General features: G+C 69.1%; 18 protein-coding genes. 10 read left to right on the top strand and 8 right to left on the bottom strand.

Features of this window, described 5'->3' with window-relative positions; translation table 11 throughout:
* The first annotated feature begins 596 nt into the window (after nucleotides 1–596).
* Complete coding sequence (locus ABZX79_RS25810; RefSeq protein WP_355262215.1) at nucleotides 597–1,787, top strand: alpha/beta hydrolase; 1,191 nt, start codon at nucleotides 597–599, stop codon at nucleotides 1,785–1,787.
* A gap of 922 nt (nucleotides 1,788–2,709) precedes the next feature.
* Here ABZX79_RS25810 and ABZX79_RS25805 read toward each other — a convergent pair.
* Nucleotides 2,710–3,687, bottom strand: a complete 978-nt coding sequence (locus ABZX79_RS25805; protein WP_355262212.1) for a winged helix-turn-helix domain-containing protein — start codon at nucleotides 3,685–3,687, stop codon at nucleotides 2,710–2,712.
* An 83-nt stretch (nucleotides 3,688–3,770) separates the two neighbouring features.
* Between ABZX79_RS25805 and ABZX79_RS25800 the strand changes: the two genes are divergently transcribed.
* Complete coding sequence (locus ABZX79_RS25800; RefSeq protein ID WP_355262209.1) at nucleotides 3,771–4,922, top strand: alpha/beta fold hydrolase; 1,152 nt, start codon at nucleotides 3,771–3,773, stop codon at nucleotides 4,920–4,922.
* 766 nt (nucleotides 4,923–5,688) lie between these two features.
* Here ABZX79_RS25800 and ABZX79_RS25795 read toward each other — a convergent pair.
* The gene (locus ABZX79_RS25795) at nucleotides 5,689–5,940 is read right to left on the bottom strand and encodes a DUF397 domain-containing protein (protein ID WP_355262206.1); all 252 of its coding nucleotides are present in this window, start codon (nucleotides 5,938–5,940) and stop codon (nucleotides 5,689–5,691) included.
* Nucleotides 5,937–6,761: a DUF5753 domain-containing protein gene (locus ABZX79_RS25790; RefSeq protein ID WP_355262203.1), complete on the bottom strand. Its 825-nt coding sequence runs from the start codon at nucleotides 6,759–6,761 to the stop codon at nucleotides 5,937–5,939. Before ABZX79_RS25790 ends, ABZX79_RS25795 begins: the two co-directional genes overlap by 4 nt.
* A gap of 111 nt (nucleotides 6,762–6,872) precedes the next feature.
* Between ABZX79_RS25790 and ABZX79_RS25785 the strand changes: the two genes are divergently transcribed.
* Entirely contained in the window at nucleotides 6,873–7,280 is a 408-nt protein-coding gene (locus ABZX79_RS25785) for an ATP-binding protein (protein ID WP_355262200.1), read from the top strand.
* Here the strand turns inward: ABZX79_RS25785 and ABZX79_RS25780 are convergent.
* Nucleotides 7,270–8,166 carry an NAD(P)-binding domain-containing protein gene (locus ABZX79_RS25780; RefSeq protein ID WP_355262197.1) on the bottom strand — a complete coding sequence of 299 codons (897 nt, stop codon included), beginning with the start codon at nucleotides 8,164–8,166 and terminating at the stop codon, nucleotides 7,270–7,272. The genes ABZX79_RS25785 and ABZX79_RS25780 overlap by 11 nt on opposite strands.
* Before the next feature lie 172 nt (nucleotides 8,167–8,338).
* On the opposite strand from ABZX79_RS25780, the gene ABZX79_RS25775 reads away from it, so the two are divergent.
* Nucleotides 8,339–8,611, top strand: a complete 273-nt coding sequence (locus tag ABZX79_RS25775) for a DUF1876 domain-containing protein (protein ID WP_355262194.1) — start codon at nucleotides 8,339–8,341, stop codon at nucleotides 8,609–8,611.
* 85 nt (nucleotides 8,612–8,696) lie between these two features.
* Here the strand turns inward: ABZX79_RS25775 and argS are convergent, their stop codons facing one another.
* Nucleotides 8,697–10,466 carry an arginine--tRNA ligase gene (gene argS, locus ABZX79_RS25770; protein ID WP_355262191.1) on the bottom strand — a complete coding sequence of 590 codons (1,770 nt, stop codon included), beginning with the start codon at nucleotides 10,464–10,466 and terminating at the stop codon, nucleotides 8,697–8,699.
* Nucleotides 10,467–10,642: 176 nt separating this feature from the next.
* Between argS and lysS the strand changes: the two genes are divergently transcribed.
* Both lysS and ABZX79_RS25760 read left to right on the top strand, forming a co-directional pair.
* A complete protein-coding gene (gene lysS / locus ABZX79_RS25765) occupies nucleotides 10,643–12,385 on the top strand; it encodes a lysine--tRNA ligase (RefSeq protein WP_355262188.1) in 1,743 nt (580 codons plus the stop codon).
* Between the two features lie 347 nt (nucleotides 12,386–12,732).
* Nucleotides 12,733–12,876: a hypothetical protein gene (locus ABZX79_RS25760; RefSeq protein ID WP_355262185.1), complete on the top strand. Its 144-nt coding sequence runs from the start codon at nucleotides 12,733–12,735 to the stop codon at nucleotides 12,874–12,876.
* A gap of 114 nt (nucleotides 12,877–12,990) precedes the next feature.
* Here ABZX79_RS25760 and ABZX79_RS25755 read toward each other — a convergent pair whose 3' ends face one another.
* From ABZX79_RS25755 to ABZX79_RS25745, 3 genes are all read right to left on the bottom strand, one after another.
* Complete coding sequence (locus ABZX79_RS25755) at nucleotides 12,991–14,334, bottom strand: DUF2637 domain-containing protein (protein WP_355262182.1); 1,344 nt, start codon at nucleotides 14,332–14,334, stop codon at nucleotides 12,991–12,993.
* A 160-nt stretch (nucleotides 14,335–14,494) separates the two neighbouring features.
* A complete protein-coding gene (locus ABZX79_RS25750; RefSeq protein WP_355262179.1) occupies nucleotides 14,495–15,226 on the bottom strand; it encodes a DUF3558 domain-containing protein in 732 nt (243 codons plus the stop codon).
* Nucleotides 15,227–15,238: 12 nt separating this feature from the next.
* Complete coding sequence (locus tag ABZX79_RS25745) at nucleotides 15,239–16,129, bottom strand: DUF3558 domain-containing protein (protein ID WP_355262176.1); 891 nt, start codon at nucleotides 16,127–16,129, stop codon at nucleotides 15,239–15,241.
* 161 nt (nucleotides 16,130–16,290) lie between these two features.
* Between ABZX79_RS25745 and ABZX79_RS25740 the strand changes: the two genes are divergently transcribed.
* The 4 genes from ABZX79_RS25740 (at nucleotide 16,291) to ABZX79_RS25725 (ending at nucleotide 19,442) form a co-directional block, all read left to right on the top strand.
* Nucleotides 16,291–17,484, top strand: a complete 1,194-nt coding sequence (locus ABZX79_RS25740) for an RtcB family protein (RefSeq protein WP_355262174.1) — start codon at nucleotides 16,291–16,293, stop codon at nucleotides 17,482–17,484.
* 228 nt (nucleotides 17,485–17,712) lie between these two features.
* Complete coding sequence (locus ABZX79_RS25735; RefSeq protein ID WP_355262171.1) at nucleotides 17,713–18,360, top strand: hypothetical protein; 648 nt, start codon at nucleotides 17,713–17,715, stop codon at nucleotides 18,358–18,360.
* Between the two features lie 3 nt (nucleotides 18,361–18,363).
* A complete protein-coding gene (locus tag ABZX79_RS25730; protein ID WP_355262168.1) occupies nucleotides 18,364–18,789 on the top strand; it encodes a phage holin family protein in 426 nt (141 codons plus the stop codon).
* Entirely contained in the window at nucleotides 18,765–19,442 is a 678-nt protein-coding gene (locus ABZX79_RS25725; protein ID WP_355262165.1) for a DUF3618 domain-containing protein, read from the top strand. The genes ABZX79_RS25730 and ABZX79_RS25725 overlap by 25 nt, the downstream gene beginning before the upstream one ends.
* Nucleotides 19,443–19,471 lie beyond the last annotated feature (29 nt).

Genomic DNA, 19,471 nt, shown 5'->3' with positions numbered 1-19,471 from the left:
ATGGGCGCGGGTCGGCTCGGTGGCTTGCGGCGTGGTGGGTGGGGCGCATGAGGTCTATGGGGTGGCTCGGCCCCTGGCTCGGCGGGTGCGGGGACGGTCGCTGGTGCGACATCCCCATTCCCACGCACACGAGCACCCAGGCCGGTGGCCGGCTGGCCGGTCGGGTCGACCTGCGAACTCATGTCTGCGCGGGTGGGGCGCGACAGTGAATGGGGGGACTCGGGACGGTGTGGCGTCCGCCCCGACCGGTGGTCGGTTGAACCACAAGCATGTGGTTGAGGTTGGTGGGTGGAAGGGCATCCCGGGGCTGCGTGGTCCTGCCGATGGATCTCGGTGGGCTGGCGGGGTGGTTCGAGGTGCTCAGGCCTGGCCGGATGAGACGAACCCCGCAGAAGACGAAAAACCGCGCCCGTTTAGCACCATTTCGACGCATTGTTGGGCTCTGGGACTCATCAAGTGCGGGGTTAGTCCCACATCGCCACCCCGTGATGGAGCCGCACCGGTCCCTCCGTGCTGACATGCGCTTTGAGCCACCTGTTCGGCCTTGATCGCACGTGGTCTTACCTCCGCCCAACGCTCCTGAAAGGGTGTTGGGCATGACCATGACTCGTCGTGCTGTTGTCACGCTGCTTGCGTTGATGCTGCCGTTACCTCTGGCGGGAGCCGCGTCGGCCATCCCGGTGGAAGCGGCCCCGTCCGTAGCCTTTGCCGCCCTGCAGCCGGATCGACTTGAACTGCCGAGTCCTACGGGCCCGCATGCCGTGGGACTGACCACCCTTCCTCTGACCGACACCAGCCGTACCGACCACTGGGTGCCCTCCGCGGGGGCTCGTGAGTTGTTGATATCCATGCACTACCCGGCGCGCAGGGGCACCGGGACTGCTCCTGCCAGGCCGTACATGACGGCCGAGGAAGCCAGGCGGCTGCTGGAGAAAACGGCTTCCTGGAAGCTCATTCCCCGGGGAAACGAAGCGAGGCTCAGCGCGACCCGTACGCACGCTCGCGACAACGCCCGCCCCACTCCCGGGAAGTTCCCCCTGCTGGTGCTCTCGCCCGGGTTCGGGCTGTCCCGGATGACCATGACGTCGTTGGCAGAGGAACTGGCGAGCCGGGGCTACGTGGTCGCGTCCGTCGACCACGCCTACGAGTCCTACGCGACCGAATTCCCCGGCAAGGGTGTTCTGCCCTGCACGGCCTGCACGCTGATCGGCCCGGACCGGCCAACGTCCGAGGTCGCGCAGGGACGGGCGCGGGACGTTTCGTTCGTCCTCGACACGCTGACCGGACCGGCCCGTGCGTGGCCGTACGCCCGGATGATCAATGCCAAGCGGATCGGCATGGCCGGACATTCCGTCGGTGGGAACGGTGCGTCACAGGCCATGGTCACCGACCGGAGGATCAGGGCCGGGGCCAATGTGGATGGCGGCTTCCACGCACCCATACCCCAGGCCGGACTGGACGGACGCCCGTTCATGCTGTTTGGAAATGGCAACCCCCAGGACCCTGGCGAGTGGAACTGGGAGACGAACTGGCCGCGGCTGGACGGCTGGAAGCGCTGGATCCAAGTCACCGGCAGCCACCACTTCAGCTTCATCGACCTGCCGGCCCTGGCCGACCAGGTGCCCGACGCGACGATTCCGCCCGGCGCGCCGTCCGGTAAGCGTTCCGCCGAAATCACTCGCGACTACGTGACCGCCTTCTTCGACCTGCATCTGAAGAAGATTCCCCAGCCGTTGCTCGACGGACCGACCCCGGCCAACCCTGAGGTCGTCTTCACCCGCTCCTGAATCCGGCGGACGAGGGTCGGGACCGGCGCTGCCGTGACGGCAATTCTTGGGGTGGTGGCGGTCGTCTCGTTATTGGTGACGGCGGCGCTCGCCGGCTGGACCGGGTCGCAGATCGGCCGTCGGTGCGGCATCCGCAACGCGGTCCTGGAGCCAGGCGAGAAGGTGGTCGGCACCTACACCGTCCGCCCTCCGTGCACCGAGCACATCCCGACCAGATGTGGGACCGCTCAGCCCTTCTGTGGCGGCACTCGGTGGGGCTCGAGGGGGCTCGGTGGTCCGAACCCATCACATGACGACCATGCATGCCCCTTTCGCCCCGCTTTCGACGCATGGGGGTGGCCTGGGCGGGCGTCATGTGATGGATTCGGTCCATGCGATGCCCCGCCAGGCACTTCAGCCCCCACCGACACACGGTTGGGCCGTGCAGACGCTTGCTTTCGTCGTTGATGGGTTCGGCCCGGTCTGGGGTGTTGGAACGTGACGGACTCAGCACTTGATGAATCCCGGCACCCCTCCCGTCCCACCGGTCTCAGCCGTATCGCTCCCGGCCATCGGGAGCCCTTCGATCGTCGTTCGTGGGATTCGCTTGCTCTGACGGCCGGCTTCGGGGCCTTGTGTGCGACGAACCCAGCACTTGACGAGCCGCGGCACCCCTCCCGTCCCATCCGTCTCAGCCCTATCGTTTCCGGCTCTCACGGGAGCGTTTTGACCCATACCGTGACTCTGGCTTTGTTCACGAGTCGTGAAGGCGGGTGTACACGGGTTTCGGAGGCAACCCGGTCCCACGGTCAGGCGATGTTCATGAGTTTTGAAGGCACTGAGGGGCTTGCCGGGACAGTATCGGGGGTGCTTCGGGTTAAAGGTCCTGGTTATGCCTCAGATGTCGAGGGTCGAGCTGTACGCGGCGACCTGCCACTTGCCCTCAGCCGTCGGCCGCGCCGCTGGTCAGCAGTAGCTTTGCCAGGGCTGTTCGTGTGTGGCGCACCGAGCGGCCCGTGCGGGTGGTGGTGATCAGACCGGCGGCGCGCAGGGCGGAAGCGTGGGCGGAGGCCGTCGCGTTGCTGACGCCGATACGGCGCGCCAGGCCCGTGGTCGTGTGCGCTTGGTCCAAGGAGCGCAGAAGAGCGAGCCGGGTGCGCCCGAGGACTCCCGTGAGGGGATCGTCTGGTTTACTGCCCTCGTCCGGGACGAGCGGCAGCCCTTGGCCCGCCGGGTAGGCGAGCGCCACCGGACGGTCCGGCCGGTCCTGGAGGAGCGGACCGTGCCGCCAGTGGAAGGTCGGCCGGAGGATCAGCCCGCGCCCGCCGAGCCGGATCTCTCGCACGCCCGGGACGCCCGGCAGGGACCACTCCCAGACTCCGTCGCGCAGCCGTGATCCCGGGGCCAGGCCGGTCAGGGCGGCGCCGAGGCCCCGTTCGGCGACGACCACAGCATGGCGGGTGAACTCCGCCCGGTGCAGGTCTTGGACCTGGGGCCACACCGGTGCGAGGACCGTCTCGTACGCCGCCCGCTGCGCCCGTTGGAGCGTCTGCCAGGCGCCGGCGTCCCCACTGTGCAGGGAGCGGATCCACGGCGGGGGCGGCCGCCGCCCGTACAGCTGCTCGATCCCGGCCCGTACTGCCTCCGCACGGGCCGCCCTGATCAGCGCGAATCCCTCCTCCGGCGTGTGGCCGAGGACATCGAGAAAGGTGGGGGCGACGCCGTCCGGTGCCAGGTCCGCGAGCGGCCTGACCGCGCTCGGCAGGTTCCGCAGCAGCCGGCTCCGCCAGCGCCCGAACAGCAGCGCCTCGTGCGGGGCGCCCAGCATCATCAGGGCCGCGTGCAGCTCGGGCACGGGCGACGGCCGCGGCGCGAACCGTACCCGGACGAGATCGTCCGCCGTGAAATGGATCCGGATCAACACATCCTCCTGCTCCGCGCCAGCCTTTCGCCCGCGGCCGTAAGCTTCGCCCCGGCTCGGCGCCCGCCCCAAGGATGCCGTCCATGACCTCATCCTCCACACCCGGACGCCGTTCCCTCGCCAAGGGCGCTCTCGCCGGGGCCGCCGCCCTGCTCCTCAGCGCCGCCCCAGCTTCCGCCGCCCCCAACACCACCCGCCGTTCCGACCGCGAGGCGGCGCCACTCCTGCGCTTGCGTCTGCCGGCACCCAGCGGGCCCTACCCCGTCGGCGCCAAGACGCTCTACCTCGTCGACTCCTCCCGCAACGATCCGTGGATGCCGGAAATCGGCGTACGGGAACTCATGGTCACCGTCCTGCAACCAGCCATCCCCAGCCGCGACTTCCCGCGTGCTCCGCAGCAGACTCCAGGCGCCGCCGCCCTCTTCACCAACCTTTGCTGGCGGATCCACCCGCAGCTGCCGAAGGCCGGAGTCGACTGGGCGGCCACCCTCACCCACGCCCGAGCCGGTGCTCCGCCCCTTCCCGGCCGCCGTCCCGTGCTGCTCTACAGCCCCGGCGGCGGCGACGCCCGCACGATGGGCAGCGCCCTCGCGGTGGACCTTGCCTCGCACGGCTGGACGGTCATCACCGTCGACCACCCTGGGGACGCCAGCGAGGTGGAGTTCCCCAGCGCCCGGCCGGGCCGGGAACGGGTCCGGCACACAGTGCTGCTGGGCCCGCCCGATGCGGCCACGTTCCGCACCATGATCGGCACCCGGGTCGCCGACCTCCGCTTCGTCCTCGACGCTCTGGACCTGGACCGAGTCGGGGTGTACGGGCACTCCGCCGGCGGCACCGCGGCCGCGCAGGCGCTCCACGAGGACCGGCGGATCGCCGCCGCCGTCAACCTGGAGGGATACCTTGACCAGATGGACGGCGAACTCCTGCCGGTGGCCCGGCAGGGGACGAACCGTCCGCTGCTCCTGGCCGGCACTGACGGCTTCCGCGACGCCCGGCTGGACCGGTCCTGGGCAACCCTCCTCGCTCACGGCGGCCCCGCCGCCCGGCGGCAGCTCGACAACGCCCATCACTGGGCCTTCACCGACTACGCGGCCCTCGTTCCCCAGCTCCAGAAGGCCGGCCTGATGACCGCCTCCGGGCGCGCCGGCATGGTCGGCCGGGCCGGTCCGCGCGTCACCGTGCCCGCCGTTCGCGACCTCGTACGGTCGTTCTTCGCCCGTCACCTGCCGAGGTGAGCACCGCTGCATCCCGCTCTCCCGGGTGCCTCGACCTACGCAGGGCTGCGGTCCGCTTGCGCGCAGAGAGGTAGAACCGACTGACCCTGGCAGTCCCTCGTAAACATTCACGGCACCGCCGACCATCGGCTGCCTCCCGAACCCGTGGACAAACGCCGTCGCTTGAAGTGAACAAAGCCAGTGACTCGGACGACTGGGAGTGCGGCTTCCGCAGTCCACCTGGGCTGCGCAGTCGCAGTCGGTGCCTCACCACCCACTCACACCGGCAACGGGCTTGCGGCCGAGCCGACCACCGGACGGGGCGGACGCCGAACCCGCCCGAGTCCCCCCATTCAACTGCCGCGCCCCACCCGCGCAGACATGAGTTCGCAGGTCGACCTGGCCGCCCGGCCGCCTACGGCGTGGGTGGCTCGTGTGCGTGGGAATGGGGATGTCGCACCAGCGGCCGTTCCCGTCGGCCGCTGAGCCTGGGGCCGAGCCGCCCACTCAACCTGCCGCGCCCCACTTACCGAGCCCGTCGGTCGGCAGCGGCACAGCAGCCAATTACCGGGCCTTCCCCGTGGGCTCCCCCCGGGGGCCGCCCCCCAGATGCATTGCGGCGGAGGTCCGGCGGTCAAGGGTGTAGCGGAGCGGAATCGCCGTAGGCGACGCGACGTAGGAGCGCCCTTGAGGGGCGGGCCTCCGACGCCACACTTACATGTGGCGGCCCCCACGCCAGACGCAATCACCGCCCCAGGTCAGCCAACGCCCCGGGTTCGTGCGGGACCTAACCCCCGTGCGACGAACCGGCGTACCGCGCGAAGTGCGACCAGGTCGCGGGGGTGAGGGTGAGGGTTGGGCCGTCGGGGATCTTGGAGTCCCGGACGTGGACTGCGGTGGGGCAGGCGGCGATTTCGACGCACTCGCCGCCCTCGCTACCGCTGTAACTGGACTTGCGCCAGTTGTAGGCGACTTCGACGCACTCGCCGCCCTCGTCGCCGCTGTAGGTCGACTTGAACCAGTGCAGTGCGGTGCTCATTGCTCTCCCAGCAGACGGTCCAGCAGGCTACGGGAGTCCTCGGGGGTGAGGGCCTGTGCCCGCAGCATCGCATATTTGCGCGCCAGGATGGACACCTCGTCGGGGTCGGAGACCCACTGGCTGCCGCGCTGCGTTTCGGCGTACGCGAGGTGCTGGTGATCGGCGGTCTCCAGTAAGACAAAGGGGCCGTCGAGTGCTGCGTGAGCCATGCGGTTCAGTGGCAGGAATTGGATGGAGAGGCATGGGAGTTCGGATTGGGCCCGCAAGTGGCGCAGTTGGTCAGCGTGTGTCTTGCTGCCGCCCAAGGGGAGGTGGAGCACCGGCTCCCAGATGACGTAACTGACGGTGGGCGGGACCTTGCGGTTCAGGATTGCCTGGCGCTCGATGCGCGCGGCGGTGAAGGTCTCGATCTCATCCTCGTCGTAGACCGGGACGCGGCTCCGGAAGACCGTACGTGCGTATGCCTCAGTTTGGAGCAAGCCGGGTAGAACCTGGTTCGCGTACAGGGACAGAGCGATGGCCTCGCGCTCGTGGTCCATGAACTGCTCGGCCCACAGCGGGAACAGGTCGATCTCGGGAAGGTTCTCCACCCCCGCCGCCAGCGTGCCCTTCGCGTCCAGCAGCTCGTCGAGCACCTCCGCCAAGTCCGCCTTGAGTGGGCGCCTGCCCTGCTCGATCGAGGCGATCGTCTCCTCGTCGGCGGCGACGCGCTCGCCGAGCGAGCGCTGGGTGTGGCCCGCCGCTCTACGGAGAGCCGCCAGCTGGGCTCCCAGCATCTTCATCGCCGACGCGTTCCTCTTCGGACGCTTCCTGGGGCTCATGCCGTCCAACTCCCCACCCTGCCCGTACTTGACCCCGTGCGAACCCGTACAAGAAATCTGTACGGGTTGGCTCAGTGCTCCACGCTAGTCACGGACCGTGACTCTCGTCTCATGAACGAAGTGAAACAACTCCCCCTCCTGCGCGAGCGGTTCTACCCGCGTGAGCGCAGATCCGTCGCCAGGGCCAGGGAGTTCACGCGCGACGCGGCCGTCGCGTGGGGGGTCGGTGCCCGTGCCGATGACGTATTGCTCTGCGTGAGCGAGCTCGCGACCAACGCGCTCCTGCACGGGGTGCCGCCGGGGCGCGGTTATCAGTTGCGGCTGCTGCTGTCCGGACAGACTCTGCGCATCGAGGTCCACGACAGCGGCGACGGGCTGCCCCACGTCCGGGAGCCGGACGGGGAGTGCGGGCGCGGGCTGTTGCTGGTGGCGGCGCTGGCCGACAAGTGGGGGGTCGGGGAGCGGGAGCCCGGGAAGGTTGTTTGGTGCGAGTTCTACCTGGGGGAAGTTACTTTTTGAGCATCTCCACCAGGCGGGAGAGGCCATCGGCGCCGTGGCCCTCCTCCACCGAGCGGTCGAGCAGCTTCTGCATCGGCTCGAAGAGCTCGGAGCTGATCCCCTGGTCGCGGAACGTCTCCATGAAGTTCGGGAAGGCCGCCTGATTGATGGCGAGGCTGGATACGTCCGTGACGTGCTGGCCGGAGTCCACCGCCTGGGCGATACCGGGTACGACCCCGCCCAGCATCGCGGAGAGCCACTCGTGCAGCGGCTCGGCGAACTCGGTGGCCGTGATGTTCTCCGTACGGATCAGGGCGAAGGCCTGTGCCACTCCCATGAGCATCCCGTACATGCCGGTGAGCAGCGCCAGGTCGTGGAGCGCCGCGCGGCCCGGGTCGGTGCCGACCCACCTTGTGCCGCCGAGGGCCGAGAGGGTGGGGCGGTGGGTCTCGTACGCCTGCTCGTCGCCGCTGTAGAGGATGTACGCGGCCGGAGTCGCGATCATCTGCGGGACCGCCATGATCCCGCCGTCTACGTACGCCGCGCCCTGCTTCTCGGCCCACGTCGCTAGGGAGCGGGCCTGGGCGGGGGTGCCGTTGGTGAGGTTGACGAGGGTCTTGCCGGTGAAGTCGACGGTGGCGAGGGTTTCGGTGACGTTGTCGTTCGTGGTGAAGCAGACGATCACCAGGGGGCTCGCCGCCACCGCGTCGGTGATCGTGTCGGCGGGGGTCGCCCCCTGCGCGACCAGGGGGCCGGTCTTGGCCGCGGAGCGGTTCCAGACGGTGAGCGGGTGGCCGGCCTTCAGGAGGGCGGTGGCGAGGGCTGCGCCCATCATGCCGAGGCCCAGGACGGACACGGGAGGCAGGGACGGCTGGGACAGCTGGGACAGCTGCGCAGGGTGGGACATCAAGGCTCCTTGGTCGAAGAGGAACTTTCCGGTGCCCTTTGATCCTTGCCAAGCGCTGAGTTGTCGACAAGTACCGACTATTAAGTCAGGTACTCACCGTTTGGTAAGCGAAGAGTGGTGATCAGCGGCCCGGCGGCGCACCCTGGAAGGGAACCGCTGGAGGTGATCGGCCATGCAGACACTTGTCGGATGGCACATCGAGATGGAGTTCACCGAGCACGAAGGCAGGACCAGGGCTGCCGCGATGGTGCGGCTCGGTGACGGCGTGGAGCTTCGGGCTCACGGGTTCGCCAAACGGCACCCGACCGACGCCGAACAGCTGCGGGTCGGCGAGGAGATCGCGGGCGCGCGGGCGCTCATGGACCTTGCTTCGCAACTCCTGGGCAAGGCGCACGACGAGATAGATGAGGCCTCGGGCCGGGCGTCGTACCCGTTGACGACTTGAGACCGCAGATACGGCGATGCCCCCCACCGGGACCAGGACCCCGGTGGGGGGCATCGCCGTATCGCGTATCGCGAGCGTCGCGTGATCAGAGGCGCTCGGGGGTGCGGATGCCCAGCAGGGCCATGCCCTGGTGGAGCGTGCGGGCGGTCAGGTCGCAGAGGAAGAGGCGGTTCTCGGCGACGTCGGGCGCGGGCTCGGGCTTGATGACCGGGCACTGGTCGTAGAACGTCGTGTAGAGCGACGCGAGCTGGTAGAGGTACGCGGTCAGCTTGTGCGGCTCGTACGCCGTCGCCGCCTCGGTCAGCGTCTCCGTGAACTGGTCCAGGTGCAGGCCCAGCGCGCGCTCCGCCGGGGCCAGTTCGAGCTCCGGGTGGGCGGCGGGCTTGCGGTCGCCGGCCTTGCGGAGGATCGACTGGATACGGGCGTACGCGTACTGGAGGTAGACGGACGTGTCGCCGTTCAGCGAGACCATCTGGTCCAGGTCGAACTTGTAGTCGCGGGACGCGGAGGTGGAGAGGTCGGCGTACTTGATCGCGCCGATGCCGACCTGGACCGCCCGCTCGGCGATCTCCTCGTCCGTCAGCTCGCCCCTGGTGTCCTTCTCGCGTACGACGACGGCTGCCCGGTCTACGGCCTCGTCCAGGAGGTCCACGAGGCGGACGGTCTCGCCCTCGCGGGTCTTGAACGGCTTGCCGTCCTTGCCGAGGACCGTGCCGAAGGCGAGCTGGACCGCGTGGACGTCTTCGTTCAGCCAGCCGGCCCGGCGGGCGGTCTCGAAGACCATCCTGAAGTGGAGGGACTGGCGGGCGTCCACTACGTAGAGAAGTGTGGTCGCGCCCAGGTTCCGGACGCGGTCGCGGATCGCGGAGAGGTCGGTGGCGGCGTAGCCGTAGCCACCGTTCGACTTCTTCACGATGAGGGGGGACGGCTTGCCGTCCGGGCCCTTCACGTCGTCGAAGAACACGCACAGCGCGCCGTCGGAGCGGACGGCTACGCCCGAGTCCTCCAGGATCTGGCAGGTCTCTTCGAGCATGGCGTTGTAGCCGGACTCGCCTACGACGTCCTGGTCCGCGATCTCCATGTCGAGCTTGTTGAAGACCGAGTAGAAGTAGAGCTTCGACTCGTCGACGAAACGCTGCCACAGGGCGAGGGTCTCCGGGTCGCCCGCCTGGAGGGCGACCACCCGGTTCCGCGAGCGCGCCTTGAAGTCGTCGTCGGAGTCGAAGAGCACGCGCGACGCCTTGTAGAGGCGGTTGAGGGACGACATCGCCGCCTCGCCCTCCTCCGGGCCGCCGTGCTTGTGGTCCAGCTCGTGCGGGTGCTCGGTCAGGTACTGGATGAGCATGCCGAACTGGGTGCCCCAGTCGCCGATGTGGTGACGGCGTACGACCTTCTCGCCGGTGAACTCGAGGATCTCGACCATCGCCGCGCCGATCACGGCGGAGCGGAGGTGGCCGACGTGCATCTCCTTGGCGACGTTCGGCTGGGCGTAGTCGATGACCGTCGTGCCCGGCTTCTCGGCCAGCGGTACGCCGAGACGGTCGTCGGCGGCGCGGGCCGCGAGGGTGTCGATGATCGCCCGGTCGGTGACCGTGATGTTCAGGAAGCCGGGGCCGGAGACCTCGATGTCCTTGATCACATCCCCGGTGGGGAGCCCCGCGACCACCTGCGTGGCCAGCTCGCGCGGGTTCGCCTTGGCCTTCTTCGCGAGGGCCAGGATGCCGTTCGCCTGGAAATCGGCCCGGTCGCTTCGTCGCAGCAGCGGGTCGGCGGCGCCGGCCTCCGGCAGGGCTGCCGAGAGGGCGTCCGCGACGCGCTGGTTGACGGTCGAAGCGAGGGAATGGACCGAGGCCATGAGCTGCCGTTCCTGTTGAGAGGAAGTTGAATGTGCAGACGAGTATTTCATGGGGGTGTGCGGCGCGTCGTCTCGTAATAAATGGGGAGCCTCGGGCGGCGTCGATCCGTCTGGGAGAATGGCTGGCGACAGCTATGGCTGGCGACAGCTATCGACAGCTATCGAGGAAGAAGGACGTGCCGATCGTGGCTCAGAGCAGCACAGAGACCGACTGGGTCTCCCGGTTCGCGGACGAGGTCATCGCCGAGTCGGAGCGACGTGCGCCTGGCAAACCGGTCGTCGTCGCGTCCGGGCTCTCGCCCTCCGGGCCGATTCACCTGGGCAACCTGCGCGAGGTCATGACCCCGCACCTGGTCGCGGACGAGGTCCGGCGGCGCGGGCACGAGGTCAGGCATCTGATCTCGTGGGACGACTACGACCGGTACCGCAAGGTGCCGGCGGGCGTCGCGGGTGTGGACGAGTCCTGGGCCGAGCACATCGGCAAGCCGCTGACGTCGGTGCCCGCGCCGGCCGGGTCGGCGTACCCGAACTGGGCCGAGCACTTCAAGGCGGCCATGACGGCGGCCCTCGACGAGCTCGGTGTCGAGTACGACGGCATCAGCCAGACCGAGCAGTACACGGCCGGGGTCTACCGCGAGCAGATCCTGCACGCGATGAAGCACCGAGGCGACATCGACGCCGTACTCGACCGGTACCGGACCAAGAAGGACCCCAAGCAGCAGGTCAAGAAGCAGGGGCAGAAGCCGGTCGACGAGGCCGAGCTGGAAGCCGCCGAGGGGTCGGGGGCGGCCGACGAGGACGACGGCAGTGGGGGTGGCGCGGGGTACTTCCCGTACAAGCCTTACTGCACTTCTTGTGGCAAGGATCTGACTACGGTCACGGCGTACGACGACGAGAGCACCGCTCTGTCGTATGGGTGCGTCTGTGGGCATTCCGAGACTGTGCTGCTGAGCGAATTCAACGGCGGCAAGCTGGTCTGGAAGGTCGACTGGCCGATGCGCTGGGCGTACGAAGGCGTGATCTTCGAGCCGAGCGGTGTCGACCACTCGTCGCCCGGGTCGTCGTTCGTGGTGGGCGGGCAGATCGTGCGCGAGGTCTTCGACGGTGTGCAGCCGATCGGGCCGATGTATGCCTTTGTGGGCATCAGCGGGATGGCCAAGATGTCCAGCAGCAAGGGTGGCGTGCCTACGCCTGCCGATGCGCTGGAGATCATGGAGGCCCCGCTGCTCAGGTGGCTTTACGCGCGGCGCCGGCCCAACCAGTCCTTCAAGATCGCCTTCGACCAGGAGATCCAGCGGCTCTACGACGAGTGGGACTCGCTGGAGAAGAAGGTCGCCGAGGGGACTGTGCTGCCGGCCGACGCGGCGGCCCACTCGCGCGCGATCAGGACTGCTTCGGGGGAGCTGCCCCGGACGCCGAGGCCGCTGCCGTACCGGACGCTCGCCTCGGTGGCGGACATCACGGCGGGGCACGAGGACCAGGCGCTGCGGATCCTGAGCGAGCTGGATCCGGCGCATCCGGTGACGTCGCTGGACGAGGTGCGGCCGCGGTTCGACCGTGCCGAGAACTGGATCACCACGCAGGTGCCGGCCGAGCAGCGGACGGTGGTGCGCAGTGAGCCGGACACGGAGATTCTGGGCTCGCTGGACGAGGCCGGACGGGAGTCGCTGCGGCTGCTGCTCGACGGGCTCGACTCGCACTGGTCGCTGGACGGGCTCACGACGCTGGTGTACGGCGTACCGAAGGTGATGGCGGGGCTGGAGGCTGATGCGAAGCCGACGCCGGAGCTGAAGGTCGCGCAGCGGTCGTTCTTCGCGCTGCTGTACCGGCTGCTGGTCGGGCGGGACACCGGGCCGCGACTGCCCACGCTGCTGCTCGCGGTGGGGGCGGATCGGGTGAGGAAGCTGCTCGGGGCGTAGCTCTGCTGCTGCTTGCGGTGAGGGCCGCCACTCCTGGGTTTCCGGGGGTGGCGGCCCTTTCGCGTGGCGGGGGGTGAGGAACAGGCGGGTGGCATGCGGACCGCACGGCGTACGGCTCAGCGGGACGACGCGGGGTTAGCAGTGCCGCAGGGAGGCCGCCGTTGCCCCGTGGAACTCTCCCGGCGTGCGTGACGCAACCCGATCAAGATCGTTAGTGGGGCATGACCAACCTCATGCGTTCCTCATACGCACGCACCGTCTTGGCAGCCGCGCTGTCGGTTCCCCTGTTGGCGGGCATTGCGGGCACAGCATCCGCCGCTCCGGCGCAGGCCGGCGCTCAGGCGCGAGTGAAGCTTGACCAAGGGCCGCCGTTCCCCTACGCGGACTGCATCCAAGCAGCCAAGGAGCACCAGAAGGAGACCGACGCCCAGGCCAAGTGGCACTGCGACCTGCTGGTGAAGAAGGGCTGGGTCTCACCGCCGCTCCGCTGAACCAGGAGAGGCTGTGCCGGCCTCCGGTAGTCCGGTGCGGGCCCGTACCCGAAGGGTGCGGGCCCGCACCGTTCCAGGGGCTTCGTGACCTTGCCCATGCTGGGCACCGCGAAGCTAGGCGATGTGTTCGGCGTCCAGTTCCTGCTGGTAGCGGACCTGGAAACGCTTGGCGTAGTCGGACAGTTCGTTGAGGGGCGGGGGCTGGGTGCCCAGGTCCTGGATGTACGAGCCGAACGCGCCGGCTGACGGGACCGTGCCGTAGTCGCCGACGTACTTGCGGAACGCGTCGTAGTACCGCTCCTCGGGCTCGTACTCCTCCTCGTACTCCTCCTCGTACTGCTCCACGTATTCCGCGGGGTCCTGCTCGTGGCGCGGGCCCGGGATACCGCCCAGGGGGCGCGTGCGGCCGGGGCCCGCGGGGACCATCACGGGGGTGGGCTGTCCGGGTCCGGGGGCCTCGGCGTACGCCGCCGGGTCGTAGGCGGCGGCGTAGGTGTTGTCGTAGGCGGCGTCGTACGCGGCGTCCTGCTGGCCCTGCGGTACCTGCGGCGCGGCGAACCACGGGCTCGAATGCGAGCCGGGGCCCTCCGGCTCCTCCGTGACGGGCTCGTCGTCAGTGTCGTCCGGGGCTTCCATCGGCCACTCCTCGTCCGGGTGCGGCTGCCCGTGCTCCGTGTGCTCGCGCACCGGCTGCGGCTGTGGCTGCGACGGCAGTGCCCGGAGTTCCTGGGGCTGCGCCTCGATCTCCGGCGCCGGAGGCAGCAGCGCCGGCTCGATGCCGGCCGCCGCCAGGCCCGCGGGGCCGGTCTGGGCGAGCGGGACGCCGTACTTCGCAAGGCGGAGGGGCATCAGCGACTCGATGGGGGCCTTGCGGCGCCAGCCACGGCCGAAGCGGGCCTGGAGGCGCGCCTGGTAGATCAGGCGGTCCTGCTCCAGCTTGATGACCTGCTCGTAGGAGCGGAGTTCCCACAGCTTCATGCGGCGCCACAGCTTGAACGTCGGCAGCGGGGACAGCAGCCAGCGAGTGAGGCGTACGCCTTCCATGTGCTTGTCGGCCGTGATGTCGGCGATCCGGCCGACCGCGTGCCGCGCCGCCTCCACCGAGACGACGAACAGGATCGGGATGACGGCGTGCATGCCGACACCCAGCGGGTCCGGCCACGACGCGGCGCCGTTGAAGGCGATCGTCGCCGCCGTCAGCAGCCACGCCGTCTGGCGGAGAAGGGGGAACGGGATCCGCATCCAGGTCAGGAGGAGGTCCAGGGCCAGCAGGACGCAGATACCCGCGTCGATGCCGATGGGGAATACGAGGGAGAAGCTGCCGAAGCCCTTCTCCTCCGCGAGCTCGCGCACGGCGGCGTACGAGCCGGCGAAACCGATCGCGGCGATGACCACCGCTCCCGCGACGACAACACCGATCAATATGCGGTGCGTACGTGTCAACTGCATCGCGGCCACCCGCGATCCCCTCCCGTTACGACGGACTTGGCGGGGGTCAGCCTGGCACATGTGTGCGGGTCGCGTTGCGCGGGTAGGGGCGGAGCCCGGCCCTCAAGGGGAAGACCGGGCTCCGGTACGCGTCGGAGATGGGGTGGTATGTGCTGGTTGCTGCGACGGGCTACTTGTTGGCCGCGGTGACCGAGGCCACCGCCTCCTTGGCCGCCTTCTGAGCGTCCTTCAGCAGGTCGGCGCCCTTGGGGGACTTGGCGCCCTGGTAGCCGGCGCCGTTGTAGATGACGGTGGCGACGACGTTCTCCGTACGTGTCACGACCGTTGCGTACTTGAAGTCCGCGTCCGTCTTGCGGAGGTCGTACGTGACCGTGGTCGCCTGGTCACCGGTGCCGGCGGTGGGCTCGTCCTTGACCTTCTTCGCGCCGTCCGTCGCCTTCGCGGCCTCGACCTGCTTCGCGTAGTACTCCTCGGCGAGCTTGTCGCCGGCGCCGCGGGTCTGGTCGGAGTCGTACCTCATGTATGAGACGGACAGCCAGCGGTACTGCGAGCCGTCGACGCCCTTGCTGTCCAGACCGTTCCAGGAACAGCCGCCGCGCGCGGACACGTCGTTCGACTTGTCGGCCGTACCGGACTTGTCCTTCGCCCCGGGCACCAGCGAATCGACCGTCTTCTGCTTGATCGACTTGCACGGCTCGGGCAGCTTCGAGAACGCCGCCGGCTTGACGGTCGGCTTCGCCGATACCGAGGGCGAGGCGCTGGCGGACGGGGACGCGTCCTTGTCGCCTCCGGAATCCGAGGAGCAGCCGGCGGCGACGAGCATCACCGGGACGGCTGCGCAGGCGAGTATGCGAGAGAGTCGCGGGGCTGATCGGTGCTGGTGCATGGTTCCTTCACTCATGGGGGCTGACACTCATTCGCTGAACTGCTCGGCGAGCCTGCGGGCCAGGGCCTGCGTCTTCTCCTGCAGTTCCTTGCTGTCGGGGACATCTGCGGTCAGGGCGGGGTGCTCGCTGTACTGGACGGTCACGATGACGTTCGAGGTACGGAACACCACGGTGACGGTACGGCGCTGGGTGGTCGAGCCGGAGCGGATCAGGGCGTCGTCCAGGAAGGCGGCGTCGCCGAGACCGGCGAGGGTACGGGGTTCGAGGCCCTGGGGGGCCTCGGGGGCCTGGGCGCCGGTGCCGCCGCTCGCGGTGTCGGTGCCTGCGCTGGTTGTGCTGTCGGGCGTCCCGGTGGCGGGATCGCCTTCGTCCCCGGCCTTGGAGGCGCCGGGTGTGGGGGAGTCGCTGCTGCTCGGGGACGCGCTGCCCTCGCCGTCTTCCTCCGCGCCGCCCTCGCCCTCCTCCGGGCCGCGGGTGGGGGTCGGGAGGTCCGCCGCGATCTCCTGCTCCCCGTACACGTCCTTCGCGCGGTCGTCGTCGCTCACGTCGGTGTCGTACGACACCACCCGCTCGAAGTCGACCTTGAGGTCGTGCGAGGCGCCAGGGGAGTCCACCTTCCAGCGGCAGCCAACGCGCCGGTCCGTGTCGTACGTCACGGCGGCGGTGCCGTCGTACGCCTTCTCCTGCTGCTCCTCGGGGAGCGTGGCGGCGCCCGGGAGGAGGTCGCGGAGCATGCCGCGGTCGACGGAGCCGCAGGGCTCACGGAGCGTGCGGTACTTGCCGGGGGCGGCGACGGACGTGTTGGCCTCGCCCGTCTTGGCGTCGGCGGCGGAGTCCTCGGTGCCGGAGCTGCCGGTGCAGCCGGCGGCAAGCGTCGCGAGGAGCGCGACGCCGGGTACGAACACCTTTCGCTGCACGGTCCCAGGCTCCCTTCGATCGGAAATACGGTTGCCGCGCGATAGCGGCCGGTGGACACAATGTGTATCGCACGCGCTGGCCACAACGCCGGTCCGCTGTCTCTTTCGCGGTACTTGGCGCCAGTTTTGCGTTATCTGCATTTCGGGGGAATAGAGGAGTTATGTCGTACGTAGAGGTACCGGGCGCGAAGGTTCCGATCCGGATGTGGGCCGATCCGGCAACGGTCGAGGGCGGCGCGATGCAGCAGCTCCAGAACGTCGCCACCCTGCCCTGGATCAAGGGCCTCGCCGTCATGCCGGACGTCCACTACGGCAAGGGCGCCACCGTCGGCTCGGTGATCGCGATGCACGGCGCGGTGTGCCCGGCGGCGGTCGGTGTCGACATCGGCTGCGGCATGTCGGCGGTAAAAACATCACTCACGGCGAACGACCTTCCGGGTGATCTTTCGCGCCTCCGGACGAAGATCGAGCAGGCCATCCCGGTCGGCCGGGGGATGCACGACAGCCCGGTCGACCCGGGTCGGCTGCACGGGTTCCCGACGGCGGGGTGGGACGACTTCTGGGGGCGGTTCGAGGGGGTCGCCGATGCGGTCAAATTCCGTCAGGAACGCGCCACGAAGCAGATGGGAACGCTCGGAAGCGGCAACCACTTCGTCGAGTTTTGTATAGATTCAACGGATTCTGTTTGGTTGATGCTGCACTCCGGCTCGCGGAACATCGGCAAGGAGCTGGCCGAGTACCACATCGGTCAGGCGCAGAAGCTGCCGCACAACCAGGGGCTGGTCGACCGTGACCTGGCGGTCTTCATCTCGGAGACCCCGCAGATGGCGGCGTACCGGAATGACCTCTTCTGGGCGCAGGAGTACGCGAAGTACAACCGCGCGATCATGATGGGGCTCTACCAGGACGTTGTCCGGCGGGAGTTCAAGAAGGCCAAGGTGTCCTTCGAGCCGGTCATTTCCTGTCACCACAATTACGTCAGCGAAGAGCGTTACGACGGGATGGACCTGCTGGTCACGCGAAAGGGCGCGATCCGGGCGGGCTCCGGCGACTTCGGGATCATCCCGGGATCGATGGGTACGGGCTCGTACATCGTGAAGGGGCTCGGGAACGAGAAGTCGTTCAACTCCGCCTCGCACGGTGCGGGGCGGCGCATGAGCCGCAGTGCGGCGAAGCGGCGATTCTCCGCTCGGGACCTGGAGGAGCAGACGCGGGGCGTGGAGTGCCGGAAGGACTCCGGTGTCGTGGATGAGATCCCGGCGGCGTACAAGCCGATCGAGCAGGTCATCGACCAGCAGCGGGACCTCGTGGAGGTCGTCGCGAAGCTGAAGCAGGTCATCTGCGTCAAGGGCTGAGATGCCCTGAGCGCAGAGAGCGGAAGGCCCCGGTTGTGGTTGCCGGGGCCTTCCGCGCGTGCGGGCGTGCCCGCGTGGCAGTGGATTTTGAATGTGGATTTCCCTCGTTTCGGGCGCTTGTGAGGGGTTACCCGGAAGGTGTCCCAGCCAGCACGAGAGACACGGGGTGTGGCGTGAGGTGTCGGCGTAGTGGTCGGGCTTCGCGCATCCCCGGAGAAGGTGGAATCCATGAGTGGTGTGTCCGCGAATGGCGGAGCCGGGCGTGTCCAGCAGGCCGGGCAGACAGCGAAAGAGGAGGCGTCGGTCACAGCCGGTCAGGCGAAGCAGGCTGCGGGTGAGGTGGCCGGCTCGGTTGCCCAGCAGGCCAAGGCCGTCACCGGTGAGGCTCGACAGCAGGCCGGTACGGCGGCGCGTGACCTGCGGGGACGCGTGAGCGATGAGGTGGAGGGCCAGGCCGAGCGCGCGGCGGGCACGCTGCGGAAGTGGGCGGACGACCTCGACGGGATGGCCCAGAACGCGCCCGGTGATTCCCCGGTGCGCAGCCTCGTGGCGCAGGCGGCCGACGGTGGTCACCGGGCGGCCGATTACCTGGACAGGAACGGCCTGGGTGGCGTGGTGGACGACGTGAAGGGGTTCGCGCGGCGGCGGCCGGGTGCGTTCCTGGGCGGCGCGGCGTTGGCCGGGCTGGCCGTCGGCCGGATGGCCAAGGCCGGAAAGGCGCAGGCGGGCGCGGGTGGCGACGGAGGTCGCAGGGCCGACAGGGCTGGTCAGTTCCCGCAGGATCCGCCGGTGCAGGCTCCGCCGCCGCCTGAAACCGACAGCAGTGTGGCTCAGGCTCCCGGGTGGGCAGGGCTGCCTGGTGCACCGGAGGTGTGAGTGATGGCGATGTCTACGTATACGCGGCAGGCCTCTTCCGGGCGGGCGCAACAGGACAGGCCGGTCGGCGAGCTGCTGTCGGAGATCACCTCGGATGTGCAGCTGCTCTTCCGGCAGGAGATGGAGCTGGCCAAGCTCGAGATCCGTGAGGAGGCCACCAAGGCGGGCAAGGCCGCGGGGATGTTCGGCGGGGCGGGCTTCGCCGGCTACATGGTGGCGCTCTTCGCTTCGCTGGCGGCCGTGTTCGGCCTGGCGAATGTGATGGACGCCGGCTGGGCCGCGCTGATCGTCACCGGGGTGTGGGCCGTGGTGGGCGCCGTCCTGTTCGTGATGGGCCGCTCCCGGATGCGCAGTGTGTCGCCGAAGCCGGAACGTACCGTGCAGACACTTAAGGAGGACGCGCAATGGGCACGTCACCCGACCAAGTAAGGGCTGACATCGAGACGACGCGGGAGAAGTTGTCCGGTGATGTGGAGCTGCTGGCCGATCGCACGAGTCCGCGCCGGATAGCCCGGCGCCGCAGCCGGCGTGTCCGGGGTGCGGTTTCCGGGGTGCGGCGACGGGTCATGGGGACGGCCTCGCACACCACGGGCCGGACTCAGGACCGTACGCAGCAGGCTGCTCAGTCGGTGCAGGAGGGCGCCGGGCAGGCTGCCGAATCTGTACGTCAGACGGCTGGACAGGCGGGCGAGACAGTGAAGAAGGCACCTGAAGAGGCTCTGCGGCAGACGGAGGGCAATCCGCTGGCGGCCGGTGTGATCGCCTTCGGGGCGGGGCTGCTGGTCGGCTCGATGCTGCCGAGTACGCAGGCCGAGGAGCAGGCGGCCGCGCAGTTGGCGGACCGGGCCGGTGGCGCGATCGAGCCGGTCAAGCAGGCGGCGGTCGAGTCGGCGCAGCATCTGAAGGAGGACGCCACCCAGGCGGCGCAGCAGGCGGTTCAGGGGGTCAAGGAGACTGCCACCGAGGCTGCGCGTACTACGCAGGAGCAGGCGCGTGACAAGGCCGGTCAGGTGAGCGAGCAGGCACGTCAGTCGGGACAGACCGTGGCGGGTGAGGCTCGTGATCAGGGCGGTCGGCCGTAGTGGGTGGTGACGGGAGACGCTTCGGTCGG

Source organism: Streptomyces sp. NPDC002994 (assembly GCF_040611155.1).
In the GTDB taxonomy this organism is placed as follows: Bacteria; Actinomycetota; Actinomycetes; order Streptomycetales; family Streptomycetaceae; genus Streptomyces.
This window is presented reverse-complemented; position numbering and strand designations above follow the sequence as displayed.

Coding starts and splice junctions, on each gene's coding strand:
- ABZX79_RS25790 (WP_355262203.1), bottom strand. CDS start 6,761: ATGAGCCCCAGGAAGCGTCCGAAGAGGAACGCGTCGGCGATGAAGATG.
- ABZX79_RS25740 (WP_355262174.1), top strand. CDS start 16,291: ATGTCGTACGTAGAGGTACCGGGCGCGAAGGTTCCGATCCGGATGTGG.
- ABZX79_RS25810 (WP_355262215.1), top strand. CDS start 597: ATGACCATGACTCGTCGTGCTGTTGTCACGCTGCTTGCGTTGATGCTG.
- argS (WP_355262191.1), bottom strand. CDS start 10,466: ATGGCCTCGGTCCATTCCCTCGCTTCGACCGTCAACCAGCGCGTCGCG.
- ABZX79_RS25725 (WP_355262165.1), top strand. CDS start 18,765: ATGGGCACGTCACCCGACCAAGTAAGGGCTGACATCGAGACGACGCGG.
- ABZX79_RS25785 (WP_355262200.1), top strand. CDS start 6,873: ATGAACGAAGTGAAACAACTCCCCCTCCTGCGCGAGCGGTTCTACCCG.
- ABZX79_RS25730 (WP_355262168.1), top strand. CDS start 18,364: ATGGCGATGTCTACGTATACGCGGCAGGCCTCTTCCGGGCGGGCGCAA.
- ABZX79_RS25750 (WP_355262179.1), bottom strand. CDS start 15,226: ATGAGTGAAGGAACCATGCACCAGCACCGATCAGCCCCGCGACTCTCT.
- ABZX79_RS25795 (WP_355262206.1), bottom strand. CDS start 5,940: ATGAGCACCGCACTGCACTGGTTCAAGTCGACCTACAGCGGCGACGAG.
- ABZX79_RS25780 (WP_355262197.1), bottom strand. CDS start 8,166: ATGTCCCACCCTGCGCAGCTGTCCCAGCTGTCCCAGCCGTCCCTGCCT.
- ABZX79_RS25775 (WP_355262194.1), top strand. CDS start 8,339: ATGCAGACACTTGTCGGATGGCACATCGAGATGGAGTTCACCGAGCAC.
- ABZX79_RS25800 (WP_355262209.1), top strand. CDS start 3,771: ATGACCTCATCCTCCACACCCGGACGCCGTTCCCTCGCCAAGGGCGCT.
- ABZX79_RS25735 (WP_355262171.1), top strand. CDS start 17,713: ATGAGTGGTGTGTCCGCGAATGGCGGAGCCGGGCGTGTCCAGCAGGCC.